The 19,220-nt window shown below is 57.8% G+C and carries 14 protein-coding genes, 1 tRNA gene and 1 pseudogene; 4 read left to right on the top strand and 12 right to left on the bottom strand.

Annotation, left to right across the window (positions count from 1 at the left end; genetic code table 11):
* The first annotated feature begins 113 nt into the window (after window positions 1–113).
* Window positions 114–196: transfer RNA gene (locus tag GSD1FS_RS03130), tRNA-Leu, on the top strand.
* A 197-nt stretch (window positions 197–393) separates the two neighbouring features.
* On the opposite strand, the gene GSD1FS_RS03125 is transcribed toward GSD1FS_RS03130, so the two are convergent.
* From GSD1FS_RS03125 to GSD1FS_RS03080, 12 genes and pseudogenes are all read right to left on the bottom strand, one after another.
* Complete coding sequence (locus tag GSD1FS_RS03125) at window positions 394–1,761, bottom strand: FAD-dependent oxidoreductase (protein WP_155588332.1); 1,368 nt, start codon at window positions 1,759–1,761, stop codon at window positions 394–396.
* 190 nt (window positions 1,762–1,951) lie between these two features.
* The gene (locus tag GSD1FS_RS03120; protein ID WP_155588331.1) at window positions 1,952–3,400 is read right to left on the bottom strand and encodes a hypothetical protein; all 1,449 of its coding nucleotides are present in this window, start codon (window positions 3,398–3,400) and stop codon (window positions 1,952–1,954) included.
* A gap of 124 nt (window positions 3,401–3,524) precedes the next feature.
* Window positions 3,525–4,151 (bottom strand): CAP domain-containing protein, encoded by a 627-nt coding sequence (locus GSD1FS_RS03115; RefSeq protein WP_155588330.1) that lies wholly within the window; start codon window positions 4,149–4,151, stop codon window positions 3,525–3,527.
* Window positions 4,152–4,157: 6 nt separating this feature from the next.
* Window positions 4,158–5,165 (bottom strand): coiled-coil domain-containing protein, encoded by a 1,008-nt coding sequence (locus tag GSD1FS_RS03110; protein WP_155588329.1) that lies wholly within the window; start codon window positions 5,163–5,165, stop codon window positions 4,158–4,160.
* A 284-nt stretch (window positions 5,166–5,449) separates the two neighbouring features.
* Window positions 5,450–8,719 carry a CAP domain-containing protein gene (locus GSD1FS_RS03105; RefSeq protein WP_155588328.1) on the bottom strand — a complete coding sequence of 1,090 codons (3,270 nt, stop codon included), beginning with the start codon at window positions 8,717–8,719 and terminating at the stop codon, window positions 5,450–5,452.
* Between the two features lie 257 nt (window positions 8,720–8,976).
* Window positions 8,977–9,183: a hypothetical protein gene (locus tag GSD1FS_RS09685; protein WP_246165747.1), complete on the bottom strand. Its 207-nt coding sequence runs from the start codon at window positions 9,181–9,183 to the stop codon at window positions 8,977–8,979.
* On the bottom strand, window positions 9,155–9,823 hold the full coding sequence (locus GSD1FS_RS03100) for a putative RNA methyltransferase (RefSeq protein ID WP_246165745.1): 669 nt from the start codon (window positions 9,821–9,823) through the stop codon (window positions 9,155–9,157). Before GSD1FS_RS03100 ends, GSD1FS_RS09685 begins: the two co-directional genes overlap by 29 nt.
* A 287-nt stretch (window positions 9,824–10,110) precedes the next feature.
* Window positions 10,111–10,452 (bottom strand): hypothetical protein, encoded by a 342-nt coding sequence (locus GSD1FS_RS03095; RefSeq protein ID WP_246165743.1) that lies wholly within the window; start codon window positions 10,450–10,452, stop codon window positions 10,111–10,113.
* Window positions 10,453–10,632: 180 nt separating this feature from the next.
* On the bottom strand, window positions 10,633–11,607 hold the full coding sequence (locus tag GSD1FS_RS03090) for a DMT family transporter (RefSeq protein WP_196425021.1): 975 nt from the start codon (window positions 11,605–11,607) through the stop codon (window positions 10,633–10,635).
* Window positions 11,608–11,854: 247 nt separating this feature from the next.
* A complete protein-coding gene (locus tag GSD1FS_RS10125) occupies window positions 11,855–11,980 on the bottom strand; it encodes a hypothetical protein (protein ID WP_281349827.1) in 126 nt (41 codons plus the stop codon).
* Between the two features lie 294 nt (window positions 11,981–12,274).
* Window positions 12,275–13,342 (bottom strand): alpha/beta fold hydrolase, encoded by a 1,068-nt coding sequence (locus GSD1FS_RS03085; protein WP_343030178.1) that lies wholly within the window; start codon window positions 13,340–13,342, stop codon window positions 12,275–12,277.
* A gap of 45 nt (window positions 13,343–13,387) precedes the next feature.
* Window positions 13,388–15,939: pseudogene (locus GSD1FS_RS03080) on the bottom strand (S9 family peptidase).
* A 377-nt stretch (window positions 15,940–16,316) separates the two neighbouring features.
* Here GSD1FS_RS03080 and GSD1FS_RS03075 point away from each other — a divergent pair.
* From GSD1FS_RS03075 to GSD1FS_RS03065, 3 genes are read left to right on the top strand one after another with little or no spacing between them, the layout of a single operon-like run.
* Window positions 16,317–17,018 (top strand): FHA domain-containing protein, encoded by a 702-nt coding sequence (locus GSD1FS_RS03075; protein ID WP_155588326.1) that lies wholly within the window; start codon window positions 16,317–16,319, stop codon window positions 17,016–17,018.
* 16 nt (window positions 17,019–17,034) lie between these two features.
* Entirely contained in the window at window positions 17,035–17,598 is a 564-nt protein-coding gene (locus GSD1FS_RS03070; RefSeq protein ID WP_155588325.1) for an FHA domain-containing protein FhaB/FipA, read from the top strand.
* A gap of 35 nt (window positions 17,599–17,633) precedes the next feature.
* On the top strand, window positions 17,634–19,220 hold the full coding sequence (locus GSD1FS_RS03065; RefSeq protein ID WP_155588468.1) for a PP2C family protein-serine/threonine phosphatase: 1,587 nt from the start codon (window positions 17,634–17,636) through the stop codon (window positions 19,218–19,220).

Here is a 19,220-nt window from a genome sequence, read left to right as displayed (position 1 = left end):
AAAAGTACGCAGGTTATACCTCAGAAACCCGCCGACTACTCAGCGAAACCAAATTATTGGCGACACGCCGAATTGCACTACTGCCGTTTGTAGTGTAAGTTGATTCTTTGTCTGCGAGCGTGGCGGAATGGTAGACGCGCTGTCTTCAGGTGGCAGTGAGCGTATGCTCGTGCGGGTTCAAGTCCCGCCGCTCGCACGAATATAAAATGGCTGATTTCCAGCGAAATCAGCCATTTTTGTTTGCTCAAACAGGTGTCTGTGATAACACTTTGACAACATTTTGGCAACAGATTGAGAACATTGTGAGAACACAACTCATAGAAAATTTATAGAAAAAGTGGTCAGATTCCAATAGAATCTGACCACTTTCTTACTCGCAGAGAGTCCGCGAAGTTAGGCGAAGAGATCGTTGAGAGCTTCGGTCATCGTCGGATGCGTGAAGATCGCGTCACGCAATTCCTCGGCATGCGCGCCCATATCCATCGCCACTTTGACCACATTGATCATCTCATATGCTTCCGGGCACAGCAGCATAACGCCGAGAATTTCGCCAGTTTCCGCGTCTGTGACCGCCTTGAGCAATCCTTCGGTTTCGCGTATGACGCGAGCTTTCGGCACCGCGGCAGTCGGCATCACGCGCACTCGCACGTCGAGATCGCGCTCGACTGCTTCGCGCTCGTTGATGCCGATGCGCGCATATGGCACATGCAGGAACACGCACGACGGCACATTGCGGCGATCCGCGCGCGAATACGGCTTCGCTCGCTCCGAAAGCTGCGACCAGACCACGCGGTAATCATCCAAAGAAATATAGGTGTGCTGTGGCCCGCCGTTCACATCGCCGAGCGCCCAGATATTCGGCGCGGTTGTGCGCAGCTGCTCATCGACGACGATCGCGCCACGTGCATCAGTTTCCACGCCCGCCGCCTGCAGATTCAGATCTGCGGTGTTCGGCGTGCGACCAGCCGCCACAAGCACGGCGTCCGCCGCGAAATCAGCGGGCTCGCCATCTACTTCCGCGCGCACAGTCACCGCGGAATCAGTGCCAATCGCCACCTCTGTAGTGACCGCGTTGAGCACGAGCCGCACACCCTGCTGCTCCAGCACATCGCGAATGGCCTGCGCCACATCTTCGTCTTCCTGCGCGAGGAATCGGCCGCTGCGTTGCAGCACGGTCACTTCGGAGCCGAAGTCCGCGAGCATAGACGCAAATTCCAAGCCGATGAATCCGGCGCCGATGATCACCACGCGCTGCGGCAGCTCCGGCAGAGAGAGCATACCCGTGCTGTCGTATACACCCGGCGTTGTGCGAAGACCTGGAATATCGGGGATTCTCGGTGACGCACCGGTGTTGATGAAGATGCGATCCGCTTCGATTATCTGCTCGTCTCCGTTTTCGGCGGTCACGCGAACGCTGTGCGGGCCAGCGAACTGCGCGGTGCCGTCGATCACCGTCGCGGAGTCGAGCGACGCCACCTTGTTGTAGTTCGCCGCGCGCAGTGCGTCTGTCAGCGCGGTTTTCTGCGCCATCGCGCGCGCAAAAGACCCCGTGCCCGGTTCGCCGGCACGGTGGGCGGATTGCGCGTCGATGATCAGTGATTTGCTCGGCAGGCAGCCAATATTGATGCATGTGCCGCCATACATCGCGCGCGAACGTTCCACGAGCGCGACTTGCTCGCCTTCGCTCGCGAGTTTTGTGGTCAGCGTTTTGCCGCCTTTGCCGAATCCGATGATGAGATTGTCGTAATGTGTGGCTGCCATGCCGCACCTCCAGTCGGTTGAGTTTGCTTTAGCGTACTGCGCAAAACATGTTGGCGGTAGTGAATACTCTGCGCGCGGATTTTCGCTTCACATAGTGGACGAAAGCAAAATGGGTACGTCACACGAGAAGTATGACGTACCCATTATTGCCTGTTGAAAGTTAGCTCTGCCAGTTATTGATTATCGGCAATTATTGGCGAGCGGAACGCTTCGTAGCACCCAGTGCGGCGACACCGAGAGCCATGAGTGTGAAGGATGCGATGGCGACCGCATCTGCGGTGGCGCCGGTTGCTGCGAGCTTGGCGCTGGCGGCGTTCGCTGCCTGCACCGACTCAGGAACCTTGACCTGCGGGGCGTTGCCCTTGCTCGGAGCGGCATCGTTTGCGTTCACAACAATGGTGTTGGAACCAGCCGGCTTGGTGGCGTCGGAGTTGCCGGGCTTCTCGCCGGGCTTCGACGTGTTGCCCTCGAGCTTGAGTGCGGCGGCGAGCGCAGCCTCGGCAGCGGTCAGCTGGCTCTTGCGAGATGCGACGGCATCTTTCGCGGACTTAAGAGCGGCCTGAGCATCAGCGTAATCAGCCTGCTTTTGTGCTAGATCAGCCTTCGCAGCATCCAGTCGCTGCTGAGCCTGCTTCGCAGCCTCGGTGTTGCCTGCATTCGCCTTGGCCTCGTCAAGAGCCTTCTGAGCGTCAGCGACCTCCTGCTTCGCGGAGTCAACGGCAGCCTGAGCCGCCTGCACTTTGCCCTGTGCGTCGGTCAGCTCGTTCTGAGCCTTCGCCAGCGCGTCGTTCGCGTCGCTCAGCTTCTGCGAAGCATCGGCAAGCGCCTGCTGCTTCTGTGCGAGGGCGGACTTTGCGGCGGCGAGATCGTCGACGTTCTCTTGCGCGGCGTTCAGGGCGTCCAGAGCAGCTTGATAGGCGGCATGAGTCGCGTTTGCAGCGTCGGCAGCCTGATCAGCGGCGGCATTCTTTGCCTCGAAGTCTGCATAAGCCTGCTCGTATGCCGCCTTTGCAGCTCCGACCTTCTCCTTGGCCTCGAGCATATCCTGATAGATTTGCTTCGATTCTGCAAGCGCTTGCTTGATGCCCTCAAGCTCCTCTGTGTTGCTCGCCAGAACCTCTTTCGTAACGTTCAGGTTTGACTGCGCCAGATCATTCTCATTCTTGGCGTTGTTGTAGTCGGTCTGTGCAGAATCCAACGCCTGCTTTGCGGCGGTGGCCTTCGCGGACGCCTCCTGAGCTGCCTGCTGCTTGTCGGCCTGCGTTTGCTTAGCTGCATCATTAGCGCTCTTGGCATCGGCAACCTTGGCGGCTGCGGCTGCCTGAGCGGACTGCGCATCCGCGAGCTTCGTGGTTGCAGCATCTTCAGCGGATTTCGCGGCCTCTGCAGCTGCATCGGCTGCAGCGATTGCCTGCTGTGCCTTCGTCACTGAAGCCTGGGCATCGGTGAGCTTCTTCTGCGCATTATTGATGGCATCAACATAGCTCTGTGCTGCCGTCAGATATGCATCAGCATCCGTTGGGGTGTCGGAAGCGGGCAGAGTGGATGAAGCATCTCCAGTAAGCAACGAGTCATAGGTGCCAAATTCCTGAGACCACACTTTCGAATACTCTCCGCCAGCATTCTTGCTGACACCCATGCCAGCAACCTTGTTGTCAGGATTCTTCAGGTTAAGATAATGGCCGATGTTTTATACAAATCCGGATAGGTTATCATCACCGTGTACGGATCTGTATTCGCCAAATCGCCATATTGCCCGCTGGCTACCGCAGCGTCATATGTCTTTTCTCTTTGTCCCACCAGCCATTGTATGGGTTATAGCCTTCCCATCCATACGAGAGATTCTCAGCAAGACTAAGGTTGTCATCGAACTGATGATTGTGCCCGAACTTATTGATTGCGCTGTTGGCCTGTACCATAGCCACTGCCATCGCAGCGTCAGAGATCTTCAATGGGCTTAGACCCTGCGTAGCGCGCAGTTTATTGGCCTCCTGCACCATCTTGATACCCTCGATAAGGTTCGGCAGGCTCGTCGCATCAGTGGATTCACCGAGATGCGTTTCGTCGAGATATGGCTTGCCAGTCTCAGGGTTCGTCTTGCCGAGCGAAGAATCGGTGAGAATCTTCTCAGCCAGAGTAGAGTTGCGGCTCTGGAACCAGCCGAGTGCACCTTGCTGCTGCTTCGTCTTCGCGGCATCAGCGGCAGCCTGCGCAGCGGTAACAGCAGCCTGAGCGTCAGCGAGATCCTGCTGAGCCTTCGCCTTATCTTGCGCAGCCTTGCTCGCCTGAGTGCGGGCGGATTCAAGATCGGCATTCGCCTGCGTCACAGCGGCATCTGCGGTATCCTTTGCCTGCTGAGCGGCAGTCACATCAGCAGCAGTGGAATCCACTGACTCCTAAGCGTCAGCGAGATCCTGATTTGCCTTATCTTGCGCAGCCTTGGCATTGTTGGCAGCGGTTTGCGCATCAGTGAGCTTTTGTTCGGCAGACTGGAACTTGTTCGCCGCATCCTGCGCGACTGCGGTCTTATCGGCAACGTCCTGCTTGTTGCCCTCCACTATCTGCGTAAATTCATCTTGTGCGCTCTGATTAGTCTCGATAGCTTGCTGTACCTGCTCGAAATCCTCATCAGTGGGGGCCATGCCGTATTTCTGAAGGACGTTGCTATATGCGTCGAGCGCGTCATTAGATGCTTTGACTGCTGCATCAGCGGCAGCCTGCGCAGGACGATATTTGTCGGAGGCGTCGCTCCAAGCCGAATGCGTTTCGTCGACCTTCTGCTCAAGATTTGCGATGCTATCTTGTGCATCGACCTTCTGCTGAGCGTCATCGACGTTCTTCTGGGCGGAGTCGGCAGCTGCCTGCGCGTCGTCTTTCTGGGTCTGCGCCTGCTGCTGAGCATTCTGTGCGTTTTGCACGGCCTGCTGCTTGTTGGCTGCGTCATCAGCGGCAGTCTTCAGCTGAGTATTCGCTTCGGCAAGCTTGCTATTCGCAGTGTCGAGCGCCTGCTGCGACTCGGCGGTGGCGGGATCATTCGAGATCACCGACTTCAGCGCGGCATCTGCCTCGTTCACATTGTTCTGCGCCTGCTCAACCGCCTTCGCGCTAGCATCAGAAACATTCTGTGCCTGCTCCTGCCCGCGCTGTGCTTCGCTAAGCGCGGCCTTCGCGTCGTTCACATCTTGCTGCGCTTGCTGAACGGCCGTATTCGTGTTCGCCGTAGCTTGCGTTTTCTGCGAGTTTTCTGATGCCGAGTCGCCGGTCGTCGCTGCAAGCGCGGTCATTGGCGCACCCAACGTGGTCGCCGCGGTCACTGCCGCGACCGTCGCCATCGCCCCCTTGCGCACTGCTTTCACACGATCGTCATGAATTTTGCTGTATTCATCTTTAGCGTGCTTCGCCATGGATGTCCCTCTCTTCTCTCACTTGGAATTTCCAAGTCACTTCCCCGCCGATGCCTGCATCATTGCGGGTACGTTCAGAGAATATTTTAGTTTCCCACAGAAATTATTCAAATTTAAAGAAGAGTTATTATTAGACAAAGATAAGATTATTGTTGATTCATATTCTTCAGCTGAGCGACAATATTACGCAGAACTAAAAAATAGCATTTGTTCTCGAAATAATACACATATAAAAAGCTGTGGTCAGCGGAGATCCACTGGTCACAGCTCAGATACTGCCAATATCAGCTGTTCACATGCTTCTTGCCGGCTGCAAACAGCGAGGCGCCAACAACCACGAGCATCAGCGAAGTCATTGCCACAGCATCAGCAGTTGCGCCGGTTGCCGCAAGCTTCGCGCTGGCAGCATTCGCGGCTTGCACGGTTTCCGGCACAGCTTCTGATACAGCGTTGCTGCTGTTCGTATCATTGCTCGCGCTAGATGCTGAACTAGACACTGAGTAGGCGGTGCCAGCGTGCGAGTCAGAAGCGGCCTTGGCATTCGCGACCGGCGTAGCGGAATGCGCCGATTCATGCGCGCTGTTCTCAGTCAGCGATTGGGCTGCGGGGCGCGAAGTTGCGTTGGCGTCAAGCTTCAGCACGGCTGCCAGCGCAGCCTCGGCAGCCTCGAAATTGTGCTCCTGCGTGACGAGCGTCTTCTGCGCGGTCTGCAGCGCCTTCTGTGCAGCCGCAAGATCGGTGCGCTTCTGTGCGGCGTCAGCCTTGGCAGCGTCCAAGCGCTGCTCAGCCTGCTCAACTGCCGGTGAATGCTTCGCCTGCTCCTTGGCCTGTGCGAGGGCGGTGCGATCGGCAGCCACCTCAACCTGCGCGTTCTTGTATGCGGTCTGAGCCGACTGTTCCTTGCTCTGAGCGTTGCTCAGTGCGGTTTGTGCCGCCGCGAGCGCGTTGTCAGCGTCACTCAAGCGCTGCTTGTCTGCAGCAAGCGCAGCCTGGCGCTTGGCAAGCGTCGCCTTGGCAGCGGTCAAATCAGCAACGGTCTTCTTCGCATTGGCCAGCGCCGTTTCAGCAGCCTGATATGCCTTGTTTGCCTTGGCGTGTGCGGCCTTCGTATCAGTGGCAGCGGTTTCTTTTGCGGCAGCGTCTTGATGCGCGAGTGCGAATAGCCTCTGCGCAGAGGCGAGCTTGGCAGCCGCCTGCTTCTTGGCGGCCTTCGCGTCTTGCAGCTTGGTCTGAGCCGCATCAAGCGCGCGCGTCTTCGCGGTTGCGGTCTCATTGGCAGTCTTCGCAGTCTGTTCGGCGGCGGCGAGCGCAGTTTGCGCGGCGTTGTAATTCCGTTGCGCCGAATCGTCAGCCGAGCGTGCACGCTGCACGGCAACCTTGGCAGCGGCCTCCTGAGCGTCAGCCGCGCGAGCCGCCTTCTGTGCAGAAACCAGTGTCGAATCGGTGGAATCGCTTGCTTGCTGCGCCTTGATGAGATCGGCGGCAGCCTTGCTCTGCACGGTCTTGGCGTTGCCCAACTTGCGCGAAGCCGTTTGAGTGGCGGTCTGCGCGGAAGTCACGGCCTTGTTTGCCGCGGTGAGCACGTGCTGAGCCTGCTTCACAGCGGTTTGCGCGTCGCTGAGCTTCTTCTGCGCGTTGTTGATCGAGTCGACGTACGCCTGCGCCTGCTGCAAGTATTCGTTCGCGTCAATCGGCGTATCGGCGTTCGGCTCGCCTTCCATCGCGGTCGGGTTCACCAGCCAGCTGTTGAGCCCGAACTCCTGCGAATCCGCCTTGCTGTATTCGCCACCTGGGTTCTGGCTGCAACCCATGCCGATCACTTGCATGCCGGAGTCCCTGATGTTCAGGTAATGACCGATATTCTCCCACAACTGCGGGTATTTCAGCGAGATTGCATAGGCAGACATGTGCGCGAGATTCGGGTACTTTCCGCTCTTCACAGCGTCGTCGTACACCTTCTTTTCCTGAGTCCACCAACCGTCGAGCGGATCTGGCCAGCCCCACGAAAGATTCTCTCCGAGCACGAATTTGTCGTTGAACTGATAGTTGTGAGCCACAGTTTGCGTGGCACTGTTCGCCTGCACCATGGCGAGTGCCATCGCAGCGTCCGACACCTTAAGCGGCTTGAGTCCTTCCGTCGCGCGCAACTTGTTCGTCTCTTGCACGAGCTTCAGCGCGCGGATCATATTCGGCAGACTCGTCGCGTCAGTGGACTCGCCGATATGCGCTTCATCAAGATACGGCTTGCCTGTGCGCGGGTTCACCTTGCCGAGAGACGAATCGGTGAGCACTTTCACCGCGAGCTGCGAGTTGCGGCTCTTGAACCAACCGAGCGCGCCCTCTTTTTGCTGCTCGCTCACGTTGGCGGCGGCGGTTTTCGCGGCTGCCAGCGTCTTGTTGGCAGCGGCGAGTGCGTTCTTCGCTTGCGTTTGAGACTGCGTGGCAGCGGTCACCTGCTTGCGCGCCGCATCGAGATTCGCAGTGGCCTGCGAAACGGCTTCATCTGCGGCGTTCTTCGCCTTTTGCGCCGCTTGCACAGCTGGCGATTGCTCCGACGCAGACCTGCTCTGCGCCTGCTCAAGCGCTTCGTCTGCCTTGGTTTGCGCCTCGCGCGCCTGCTGTTCCGCGGATTGCGCGGCATCGAGCTTCTTGTTCGCATTCGTCAGCGCTGCGGAAGCCTCTTGCACCGCTGCCTTTCTCGCCGTGACCACAGTATTCGCCGTAGTCACTGCGTTTTGCGCCTGCGCCACTTGCTGTTGCGCGTTTTCAACGGCGTTCGCATCTGCGGTTTCATTTGATTGCGCGGTCGCGTTATCACGTTCCGCTTGCACGAGCGAATTTTTCGCAGTACTTTCGCGCTGCTGCGCGCTCTGCTCAGCTTGCGTTGCCGCAACGTCGGCTGAAGCGGCAGAATTATTCGCTTGCTCGGCGGAATGTTCGTTCTGCTCGAGCTCATCGATGTTCTGTGCGGAGGCTGATTTGTTCAGCTCATCGACTTGCTGCTGCGCAGCATCCGCGGCGTTCTGCGACTTCGACTCCCGAGCACTCGCCTGCTGCTGCGCGTGCTCGGCTTGCGCCATTTGCTGCTGATCTTGCGCCGTTGACTGCTTAGCGTCGTTCAACTGATTCGCGGCATCCGAAAGCTTGCTGTTCGCTTGGTTCAGCGCCTGCTGCGCATTGCTCACCGAAGTGTTGCTCGACATAGCTGAATCAAGCGCGGACTGCGCCTGCTCGACTGTTGCGTTCGCCTGCTTGAGCGCTTGCTCGTCACCGTTCACAGTGCGCTGCGCCTGTTGCTGCGCCTGCTGCGCTTCAGCGACCGCCTGCTTCGCCTCGGTCACGGAATTGCGCGCTTTCTGCACGGCTGACGTCGCCGGCGTGCTCTCCGAAGTCTTCTCAGAGGCACTCGGCTCGGCCTGAGAACCGGTTGCTGCCATGGCAGGTAACGGTGCGCCCAACGTTGCCGCCGCAGCCACAGCTGCGATCGTCACGCCGATGCCCTTGCGCACCCCGTGTTCGTTGTTATGCAGTGGTTCTTGTTCATACTTGGCCATAATCCCTCTTTTCGACCGCGTTCAGTCATTATGTGAGGAATCCTCGTGACGCTATCTACTGATCTGTGTATTTATTTTGCGCTACGAGAGTATCCGATGCCATATTGTATGAATTTGTCTAGTATTTTCAATTTATATTCGTCGAATGTTTTACTTAAATAAAAAATTCCAAACTCTTATTAATTTTTCGCACATACCAGACTCGGTAATACTAGACATAAAAATCAGACTGTATAACACTAAATATTATGTGAACGTCAGTCTTCACAAACGCGTCCCACCAAAATTTGCGCCTCGATTGTCAGTTCACGCACCCGACTCAGGTCGAGCTGTTCAACGTCGACGTTGAACAGCAGCGGGGTCATATGAGCGAATGCGAGCACATCTTCGGGCGGCATGGCGAAGGTGCGAGAAACCGTATGATTCTCAATAACATCAACGTGTTCGGAGAACTGCTCGACCACCGACTCGTTCGAGTAATCGGCATGTCGCAGCTGCTCGTGCGCGAGGTCGCGCAGCTGCCTGTCGTGGTTGGCCCCGGGCACTACTTTGATAATTAGTCCGTTGTTTTTCACCACACGCTGAAATTCGCCGTAATGTATTGGCGAAAAATATCAAGAATGCAGTCAAAATATGATCTCGCAGCGGAAGCTCGGCGAGGTTGCCGACGAACCACTTCACCGCCATGCTCGCATCATCGCGAGCGGCGAGCTGCACCGAATCTTTCGCAATGTCGAAAGCGAGCATAGTGGCGGCTGGATTCGCCCGCTGCACAGCGCGCGCATAGAATCCCTCGCCGCAACCGGCATCGAGGATCGTGCCGCTCGCGCAATACTTCGCCACCGCGTCGAGCACTGCCTCGAGAACGTGCTGGTAATAACCGCCTTCGAGCACCGTGCGGCGGTTCTCGAACGACTGTTTGCTGTAGTACTGCGACTGCTTGGCTGCCGGCACGAGATTCACATACCCCTGCTTCGCGATGTCGAAGGTGTGGCGATTGGCGCAACGCAAACTTGTGCCGCTCAATCGCAGTTCTTCACGGCACAGCGGGCAGATGAAGTAGCGTTCGGCATCGGCGAACCGCTTCAATTTCGCAGGACTCATGCCCTCATTGTAAAGAACGCGGTGCAACAAGCGGCATTGACTTATGTTTGCCTGCTTTTATGGCATCTCAACAAGTCACGGGCGAGACATCCGGCATTTACCTCATTTCAATCAGCAAGTACGTGCACGAGCACACACCCGTTATCGTCACATTCACCAGTATGTTCCACGTAAGAACACAAACGCGCGCCTTGCACAACCTCCTCTTGTTCCACATGAAACACAAGCGCGCCCCGCAACATAAGCTGCGGGGCGCGCAAATAATAATTAATTATTTTCAGTCAATATCAGTCGTGCGGGCGCGTGTTCAGGCGGCTGAAATAGAACGATGCGAGCACGCAGAACACGATCGTGGCGATGTTGAACACGAGTTCGATCCACCACAGAATCTGATTCCACGTGTTCGAGAGCGGGCCGAACAGTCCGGGCAACGTGACGAGCCAGCTCACGATGACGCAGATGAACACCCAGATGCCATATTTTTGACCCATTTGCTGGTCGTAGAGATGCGCCGGCGTGAGTTCGAAGTTCGGCTTGTTGTTATACACGGCGAAGATGCCGAATACGAGCAACGCGATCAGCACGATCACGTTGAGCACAGTCATGATGATATTTTGTGCGATCATCATTTCACACTTTCCTACACAATATATGTTCGACTTTGATTGTATGAACTTGAGTTCGTGCCGTAGCCCAGTTTTACGATTAACACAATTTTGTGCAATTAATCAGATTATTTTATCTCAAATGAACAGCGTGAGTGCTGTTCACTCACGTGAGACTGTATACTGTGCGCCGCGTTATCTGCATTATCTGACGAGGAACACCATGATGAGGATGAGCACGAAGCCCACCAGATCGGCGGGCGTGAACACTGCGCCGGTCCACATGACTGCGGTGATCGTAGCCATGACCGGCTCGATTGTGCCGAGCATCGTCGCGCGCATTGAGCCGATGCGCACAACGCCGATCATGAACAACCAGAACGCGGCGAACGTGCCAATGACCACGGTGAATGCCAGCAGTCCCCAGCCGCGAGCGTCATATGCGGGCACATGCTCCCAAGGGCGGACGAACGGCATAAGAATCAGGCCGGAGAGCAGAAATGTGAGGCCATTGACCACGAAATTTCCATACTTGTCGATCATCTTCACTGGAATAATCGCCAGGCATGCGCACGAGAACGCGTTGAGCAGTCCCCAGAACAGACCGGGTAGCGGCAGTGACAGCGCGGAGATGTTGCCGCCAGTGGCGAGCAGCCAAACGCCGATGAGTGCGAGCAGCACACCCACCGTTTCGCGGGAACTCGGGCGTCGATGCCCGCGCACGCACACGTAGATGAGCACCATCACCAAGTTCAACGTTTGCAACACCGTCGCAGTGCCGGCGTTCGTCCAGTGAATTGCGAACAAGTAGCCCACTTGCATCAGCGTCACGCATAGCAACGCGGTGCAAATGAACATCGGGTATTCGCGCACGTTCGTCACTGCTCTCTTCAGCGAGTGTGGTGTGGCGAAGGCGGCGCAGATCAGGAAGATGAGTCCGGCGAAAATTTCGCGTATGCACGCGAGCCATAGTGGGCTTGTGCCATAGCCGTCCATCAGGATCTTCGACACGGAGCCGTTGACGCCCCACATCGTGCCGCCAATCAGCGTGCAGATGATGCCGACGACGATCATGCGCGGCGTGCGTTCCAGTGATGGAGTTGAATCGTCTTGAGAGTCTATTGCAGACTGCGCGTCTTGTGCATCGTGCCGCTCGTCTTGTGCGGATTTGCTTAGCATCTCGTGCAGTTCGTCTGCCGAATCATCGCCGTGCGCCTGCTTCACCACCGCACGGTGCTCGTCATGATGTTCGCCATCGCGCTGACCAGACTGCGCCACAACCGTCTCCTTTACTCTCTGCATGGCATCTTATCGCGCAGCCCGCCGCCCACGCCCACAGAATAGCCCACAGAGTAGTTGCCTACCATCGCACCGTCTCCATCGCCTGCATTTTCGCCGTTTTTACCACTAGATTTGCCGTTTTAACTCACCCCACACGCCCAAAATAGGTTAAAACGGCAAATCCAGCAGCTAAAACAACAAAACCAGCCACCTTTGCCGTTCCAGCCAGCGGATTTGCTGTTTTACCTATAGAGCCGCCTTCAAAGTGCATAAAACGGCAAATCCTCTGGCGAGAACGGCAAATCTAACAGTCAAAACAGCAAAACTCTCTATTTTCGCCGTTTCTACCGTCAGTTTTGCCGTTCCGACTCACCCCGCACGCCAAAAGAGGTTAAAACGGCAAAACCATCGTGCAGAACGGCAAAACCAGCCATTTTCGCCGTTTCTACCAATGGTTTTGCTGTTTTAACTCATCACACACGCCTAAAAGAAGTTAAAAACGGCAAAACCAGTGGGTAAAACGGCAAAACTAGATGCGAAACGGCAAAGCAACAGGATCGGCGGCTCAGGCAAGGACGGTCACTGGCTCTTCGGATTGCAGGTAGGTGAAGATCTCTTCGAGGTATGGAGCCATAACCGCGTTCGGCATCGTGAAGATCTCATGCACCGAGCCGGGCACGCGAATCATACGAATGCTTCCGCCGTGCTTACCGACGAGTTTGACGAAGCGATCTTCCGCGGAATTGCGCACCCAGTGGTCGTTGCCGGCCTGAAACAGCAGGATCGGCGTTTCGATGCGCTCGCACATCTTCGGACTCTGCACAGCGCGCGCGATGCGCAACGCCTGACGCACCCATTCGTTCGCCGCCGCCGACGTCTGGTAGTGGGTGTTCGCCATGCGTAGCTTCTTCGCCCATTCCAAGCGTTGCATGCATGCACCTTGATGATCTTTCATGTCGATGACCGGTGAAAAACCGTGCTGCCCGGGAGCCATGCTCTTGCCGTGCCCTGTGTCGCAGCCCACGCCGCACGCGAGCGCCGCCAACCAGTTCGGCACATGCATGTTCGCTTCGATCATCGGCGACGAAAGCACTGCTTTGTCGACGACGTTCGGGTAGCGCTCGAGCATCGCCGCCGCGATGCCGCCGCCCATCGAATGGGCGAAGAGCATCAGCGGCTTGTTTCCCGCCAGTGGTCGCGCGATCGTGTTCGCGCATTTCGCAAGGTCAGCCACATAGCGGCGCCATGTGTCGATGTAGACGATCTCGTCGTCGGCCACATCGCGCGCCGAATAGCCGTGCCCGCGGTGTTCGAGTATGCACACGGAGAATCCGGCGAGCAAAAAATACCAGACCATCTCTTCATATTTCGCAGCGAATTCAGAGAATCCATGCGAGATCAGCACAGCGCCATGGTTGTTGCTCGATGCGCCGGGAATGGCAAGGTCGTGGAAGAGTTCAACGTCGTAGCTCACGACGTGCAATGTGCCCTGCAGATCAGCGAGCGGGTGCCCGTCCCAGTCGGATTGCGCAGGCGCCATATAATCCTCACGCCTGCACTTGGTGATCGCCGGCAATGCCGTCGCCTCGAAATCCTGCTGGAAACGGATCTCGTTCAACATTGCAATTTCCACACTTGCCTCCTCTATATATGCGACAGTTATGCGCGAGACTAGTTGTTATTCAGCGGTTGTTTCACTCAGCGCCTGCGCAAGGAAGTCGCGCTGCAGAATCAGCAGATTCTTCGCGACCTTCGGATCGTTCGTCATATGCGTGATGCCGGTGAGCGGCAGGAACGTGTGCGCGCGTCCTGCCTGCATAAGCGCTTGGCTCAAGCGCAGGCTGTGGGCGATCGTCACGTTGTCGTCGGCAAAACCGTGGATCAGCATGAGCGGGCGCGTGAGCTTCGGGGCATCGTCAATGATGCTGTTGCGACGATACACTTCCGGGTCGAGGCCCAGGAAGCGCTCGGTGTAGCAGGTGTCATACAGCGTCCAGTCGGTCGGAGGAGCACCGGCGCAGGCGGCTGCGAATGTGTCGGGTGCGTCGAGCACGGCGAGCGCGGAGAGGAAGCCACCATACGACCAACCGATCATCGCCACATGGTCGAGATCCGGCTCCGGCAGCGCAAGCGCGGCATCCTGCGCTTCGCTGAATTCAGTGCCCTCGACTTGAGTTCCCGCTGCGTTAAGTGCGGCGATGGCGTCAGGCAACGCGTGCACGGCGTCCACTTGGTCTTGCAGGCTCACGTCTTTCATGTTCAAATACATCGTGCGATCCCAAGCCGGCCCGCGTCCGGTCGTGCCGCGACCGTCGGCGATCACCACCAAGTAGCCTTGATCCGCCCACCATTGCGCATCCCAGTATCCGGCAACGCTCAACGTCACGCGCTGGAATCCGGGGCCGCCGTATGGCTGCATCATCACCGGCAGCTTCTTGGCGTCGGCGAACGCGCTGCCAGCCTGCGGAGCCACAATCGCCGTATATAGTCCACGCTCACCGAGTCGCGTGAAGCGAATGTTTGGCGTGAAACCAGGTGTGCCGGCGTAGTTACTCACGACGTAGGACTCGTCGCCGCTGAACAGCGTCATCTGAGCGAACGCGCTATCCATCGTGCGTCCCCACACCACCATCTCGTTGCCGCGGCGGGCGGCGGTCCACACGCCCGGCTTGCGGCTCACCGCCTGCACAGTGCCGTCGTAATCAATCGTCACCACGTCGAAGCTGCGCGCATCGTGGTAGCGGGCGTCAGCGCCTTGCCATGCTTCGGGCAGCGAATTCTCGCCCACCACTTCAGGTGTGCGCTGCACCACGCACAGCACATTGGCATCGTTGGCGTCAAGCACTTCGTGCACCTGCCAACCAAGCGGTGTGAACGCCTTGCCATCCACAGTCAAGCGATTTGTGTCGTGTTCCATGTCGTTCACGAAGCCGATCAGTTTGCCGGAAGGAGTCACTGCGGGAGCGCCCGCGATCACGTCGATCCACTGGTCGTTGTGGCCGGTCTGCAGCACTTCAACCGGCAGCAACGCCATCGCGTTGCCGTCCATCGCGTGCAACGTAGACCACTCATCTTCAGCGGGCAGAGCCACGCGCAGAATCTGCTCGTTGTGCTGCAAGCGGTCGAGCACGTACAGAATCGGGTTGGCACCTTGGGCGTCGCCCTCCCAAGTCACCGAAGCCAAATATTCGTAGGCCACATTGTCCCAGTCAATCATCGCGGTATTCGCGACGTCCAATCCATCGTCTCCCAAACGCACGGCGAACAAGTCGACGACGGCGTTTTCGGTCAACGCGCGCGGGTAGCGGTGCTGGAATCCTGCGTGATCGGGATTCGCCGGATCGCTGATCGTCCACACCGGCTCCGGCGACGAGTCGAAGCATTCCACGAGCAACGTGCGCGAGTCTGGGCTCCACCAGAAGCCGTCGTATCTATCGAGTTCCTCGGATGCGGCGAATTCCGCGAGTCCGGCCTGCATCGTCGCGCGATCGTCAGCAGACACGGTGAAGATCGCGTTCGCCTCGCACGTCTCAATGTCTACAACAACCACCGCGCTGCCGGTGGCGTATGCCACGCGCGTGCCGTCCGGACTGATGCGCGGGTTGAGCACGGGGCCTGCGAATTCGCTGTGCGCGGGGTTCGTGAACTTCGGCACGATGTGCTTGGTCGTCACGCCGGACTTCACCGACGCGCGAATATCCTCGCCGTTCTCCCCCGCTAGCGGTCGTCGAACGTGCACGCGAGCGAATCCCACTCGATCGTCGTCACGAACAGCTCGCCGTTCACAGTGAACGCGATATGCGAGCCATCTGTATCAACCGAATACGAGACGATGCCAGTCGCGCTTTCGCGGGCACGTTCGCGGCGCGCACGCTCGGCTTCGGGCACGTCTTCGTTCGCCGGCGAGCTCATCAGTTCCGCAGGATCCACCAGTTCGATCTCACAGCTCTGGTTTGCAGCTTCTGTGCCGCCGTCTAATACGAAATTTTCGAAAATCGGCTCGGCGGGGTCATTCGGAGCATACATGCCAAGCCAGAGCGCGGTTTCCGTATCTTCCGGCCCGGCAGACCGCAGAAACAGCATGCGCGAGCCGTCGCCGAACAGGTGCGGCGAGCGCGGCGCACCGCACGTGAAGCGCACCGAGCGCGCCTTCGCCACGGGGTATTCATCAATCACGGTTTGCTCTTCAATATTCTCTGCATTCTCTACTTTGCCTGCGTCTTCGCTCATCATGCCTCTTTCGTCTCCCGATTTGCCGCACAATATCTACGCATACAATTATGCGTCACACTGCTTTTGCTGTTTTCGCAAACAGATTTGCCGTTTTTACATATAAAACAGCCTCCAGAGCGCACAAAACAGCAAATCCAGCTGTCAAAACGGCGAAACAACATTATTTTCGCCGTTTTTACCAGTAGATTCGCCGTTTATACACTGGTTCGCACCGCGCTCCGCACTCTCGCGTTTTTATGCGTCGCCGTCGCGCGTATACACTATTTTCTATCGTTAGCCTACGCTTCAAGAGGAAAATGAGCGGGTTCGAGAAAACTTGAGATTGGAGCGGTTGATATATCAGCGTAGGATAGAACAAGATAGAAAGGGATACTATGAGCGTTCTTGACCGTTTTGAGAAAAGCGTGGAGGGTGCGGTCAACGGAGTGTTCGCGAAGTTCGGCTCCAAGGACTTGCAGCCCGTCGACCTCTCCAGTGCACTCGAGCGCGAAATCGACGCGGAGGCCATGCCAGTGGGGCGTGACCGCACCGTAGCGCCGAACGAGTACCGCTTCAAGTTGAGTACTCCCGACTTCGACCGTATTGAGCAGTGGGGTTCCGAAGCGTTGGCGAACGAGCTCGCAGACAATCTCACGCAGTATGCAAAGAGCCAGCACTATGCATTCGTTGGCCCTGTCGTCGTGATCTTCGAAGAGGATCTTCAGCTGACGAAGGGCAATTTCAAGCTCACCTCCGAATCTGTGCAAGGCAATGCGGTTCCGGTCACCACCGACGAGCAGACGCAGGACTGCCCGATGCTCGAAGTCAACAACAACCAATACCTGCTCACCAAAGACAAGACGATTCTGGGTCGCGGCTCGGGCTGCGACATCGTGATCGACGATCCTGGCATCTCCCGTAAGCATCTGGAGATCGATATCACCGACAATGGCGTGATCGCCCGCGATCTGGGATCTACGAACGGCACTTACGTGGAAGGCCATCAGGTTCCGGCGGCGACGTTGCTGGACGGCAATACGATCACGATTGGTCGCACCCGCATTCTGTATTGGGCTTCTTCGCAAGACCAGAGGTGAGCCAGACAGGCTATTTATGATTACCGAACTGACCTTCGCGGTACTGAAATATGCGTTTCTCATCTTGCTGTGGGTGTTCGTGTGGGTGATCACACGTTCGCTCTATAAAGATGTGGCGGCATACAGTCCGCGCAAATCACGCGCGCGCAGACGTAAGGAGCGCGAGGTACGCAAGCAAAGCGACTCCGTGTCGGCTCCCGCGCAACCGGCCGCGCCGCTCGCGGCACCGCGTGCAACGCAGAGCACCGTTGCCGGTGCCGGCGTCGGCGGTGGCAACGGCAATGCTTCACCTACGCTGCTCGTCATTATCGACGGCCCGCTCGCAGGCACTTCCGTTCCGCTGAACTCGTCTGTGATCACGCTCGGCCGCGCCGCATCTAACACGGTGGTGCTCGACGATGAATTCGTGTCGTCGCACCACGCACGCGTGTACCCTGACGCAGCCTCCGGCTCGTGGGCCATCGAAGATCTGCACAGCACGAACGGCACCGTCGTCAATCAGCAGCGCATCTCCACGCCGACTATTCTCGCACCGCGCGTTCCAGTTCGCATTGGCGCCACGACCTTTGAATTGAGGTGATCGCGGTGGCGGAACGCGACAATCAGCACTTGTACATGTATTCGACCACGGTTTCCGACGTTGGCACCGTGCGCTCGAATAATCAGGACTCCTCGTTCGCCGGCGAGCATTTGGTGGCTGTGTGCGACGGCATGGGCGGTCATGCCGGCGGCGACACCGCGTCGACGATTGCTATTCGCTCGCTCGCGCATATTGAGACTGATAGCGCGGGCGGAGACGTGGCGAAGGCGGCGAGCATCATGGAGACGTCGACGCTCGCCGCGCATGACGCGATTGTGGGCAAGGCGAAGCGCGAGCGCAAACTCGCGGGCATGGGCACGACGGTCACTGCGGTGACTCTCGTTTCTGATTATTGGGTGATCTCGCATATCGGTGATTCGCGCGCATATTTGCTGCGCGACGGCAAGCTGATGCATTTGACGACTGATCACAGCTACGTGCAGCATCTGATCGACACGAAGCGCATCAACGAGGTCGAGGCTCGCAACCACCCTCAGCGCAACGTCGTGATGCGCGTGCTCGGTGATTTCGACATCGACGCTCACCCCGACATTTCGATTCGCCGCGCGCAGGCTGGCGACCGCCTGCTGCTGTGTTCCGACGGCTTGTGCGGCGTGCTTGAAGATTCGACCATTGAAGAGACGATGCTGCGCTTCACCGACGCTGAGGAATGCGCGCAAACGCTCGTGTCGATGGCTCTGAAGGCTGGCAGTACCGACAACGTGTCGGCAGTGATCGCCGATTCCACGCTGGCGCTCAACGCCGATTCGTTCGATTTGCCGCACCAGACTCCGCTTATCGGTGGCGCTGCGAGCGCTTCGCTCGAACCGATTGCCGATATTATTCACGAACCTGTGGCGTCCGCTCCCCCGCTTATCGCGCAGTCGTCGCCCGCTGAACGCGCCGCCGCGCTGATTCAAAGCGATTCCAACAAAGAGGCGCATGACGAGGAGCGTGAGACCGCTCGCCAGGTGGCGCAGCCGTCTACTGTGCGCGCTGAGAACGGCGAGCTGCAGGATCCCGACACCGGTGAGATTCCGGTTATTCGCAAAAGCGATGGGCGTTACAGCGCCGACCCGAACGACCCCGAGGTCGCCAAGGCGATTCACCACGAGCATTTGCAAGAGAAGAAGCAGGCTCGCTCGCGCAGAACGCGCGGCAAAGTGGTGGGCTGGGTCGTGGCGGCTGCCATCGTCGCGCTGCTCGCGCTCGGCACCTGGGTCGCCTATGCGTGGAGCCAACGCCAATATTATTTGGCTTCCGACGAAGGCGTGGTCACAATCTACCAAGGTGTGCCCACGAACATCTTCGGCTATGAGCTTTCGCACCCGATTGACCACACAAATCTGAAGGTCGATCAGCTGCCCGAACAGTGGCAGGATCGCCTGAAGCAGGGCATCAGCGTCGACGGATACGATGAGGCGGTCAGCCATGTCGATCTGATTCGCACACAGTTCGAGGAGTGGCAGCAAGAGCAGAAGAAGAAGTCGAACGAGACTTCGAAGAGCTCCTCCAGTTCAAGCTCTAGCTCCAGCTCCAGTTCCAGCTCGAGCAGCAGCAAGGATGCGTCGAAGTCCCCGTCTTCAACCAAGTCGTCGTCGGCGACGGCGCAAAGTAGGTGA

The organism is Bifidobacterium canis (assembly GCF_009727065.1).
GTDB classification, from domain to species: Bacteria; Actinomycetota; Actinomycetes; order Actinomycetales; family Bifidobacteriaceae; genus Bifidobacterium; species Bifidobacterium canis.
The sequence above is the reverse complement of the archived record's forward strand: the minus strand, read 5'-3'. Positions and strand labels throughout refer to the sequence as shown.

Coding starts and splice junctions, on each gene's coding strand:
- GSD1FS_RS03090 (WP_196425021.1), bottom strand. CDS start 11,607: ATGCTAAGCAAATCCGCACAAGACGAGCGGCACGATGCACAAGACGCG.
- GSD1FS_RS03105 (WP_155588328.1), bottom strand. CDS start 8,719: ATGGCCAAGTATGAACAAGAACCACTGCATAACAACGAACACGGGGTG.
- GSD1FS_RS03125 (WP_155588332.1), bottom strand. CDS start 1,761: ATGGCAGCCACACATTACGACAATCTCATCATCGGATTCGGCAAAGGC.
- GSD1FS_RS03065 (WP_155588468.1), top strand. CDS start 17,634: ATGTATTCGACCACGGTTTCCGACGTTGGCACCGTGCGCTCGAATAAT.
- GSD1FS_RS03110 (WP_155588329.1), bottom strand. CDS start 5,165: ATGGCGAAGCACGCTAAAGATGAATACAGCAAAATTCATGACGATCGT.
- GSD1FS_RS10125 (WP_281349827.1), bottom strand. CDS start 11,980: ATGCACTTTGAAGGCGGCTCTATAGGTAAAACAGCAAATCCGCTGGCT.
- GSD1FS_RS03100 (WP_246165745.1), bottom strand. CDS start 9,823: ATGAGTCCTGCGAAATTGAAGCGGTTCGCCGATGCCGAACGCTACTTC.
- GSD1FS_RS03095 (WP_246165743.1), bottom strand. CDS start 10,452: ATGATGATCGCACAAAATATCATCATGACTGTGCTCAACGTGATCGTG.
- GSD1FS_RS03075 (WP_155588326.1), top strand. CDS start 16,317: ATGAGCGTTCTTGACCGTTTTGAGAAAAGCGTGGAGGGTGCGGTCAAC.
- GSD1FS_RS03070 (WP_155588325.1), top strand. CDS start 17,035: ATGATTACCGAACTGACCTTCGCGGTACTGAAATATGCGTTTCTCATC.
- GSD1FS_RS03120 (WP_155588331.1), bottom strand. CDS start 3,400: ATGGGTGTCAGCAAGAATGCTGGCGGAGAGTATTCGAAAGTGTGGTCT.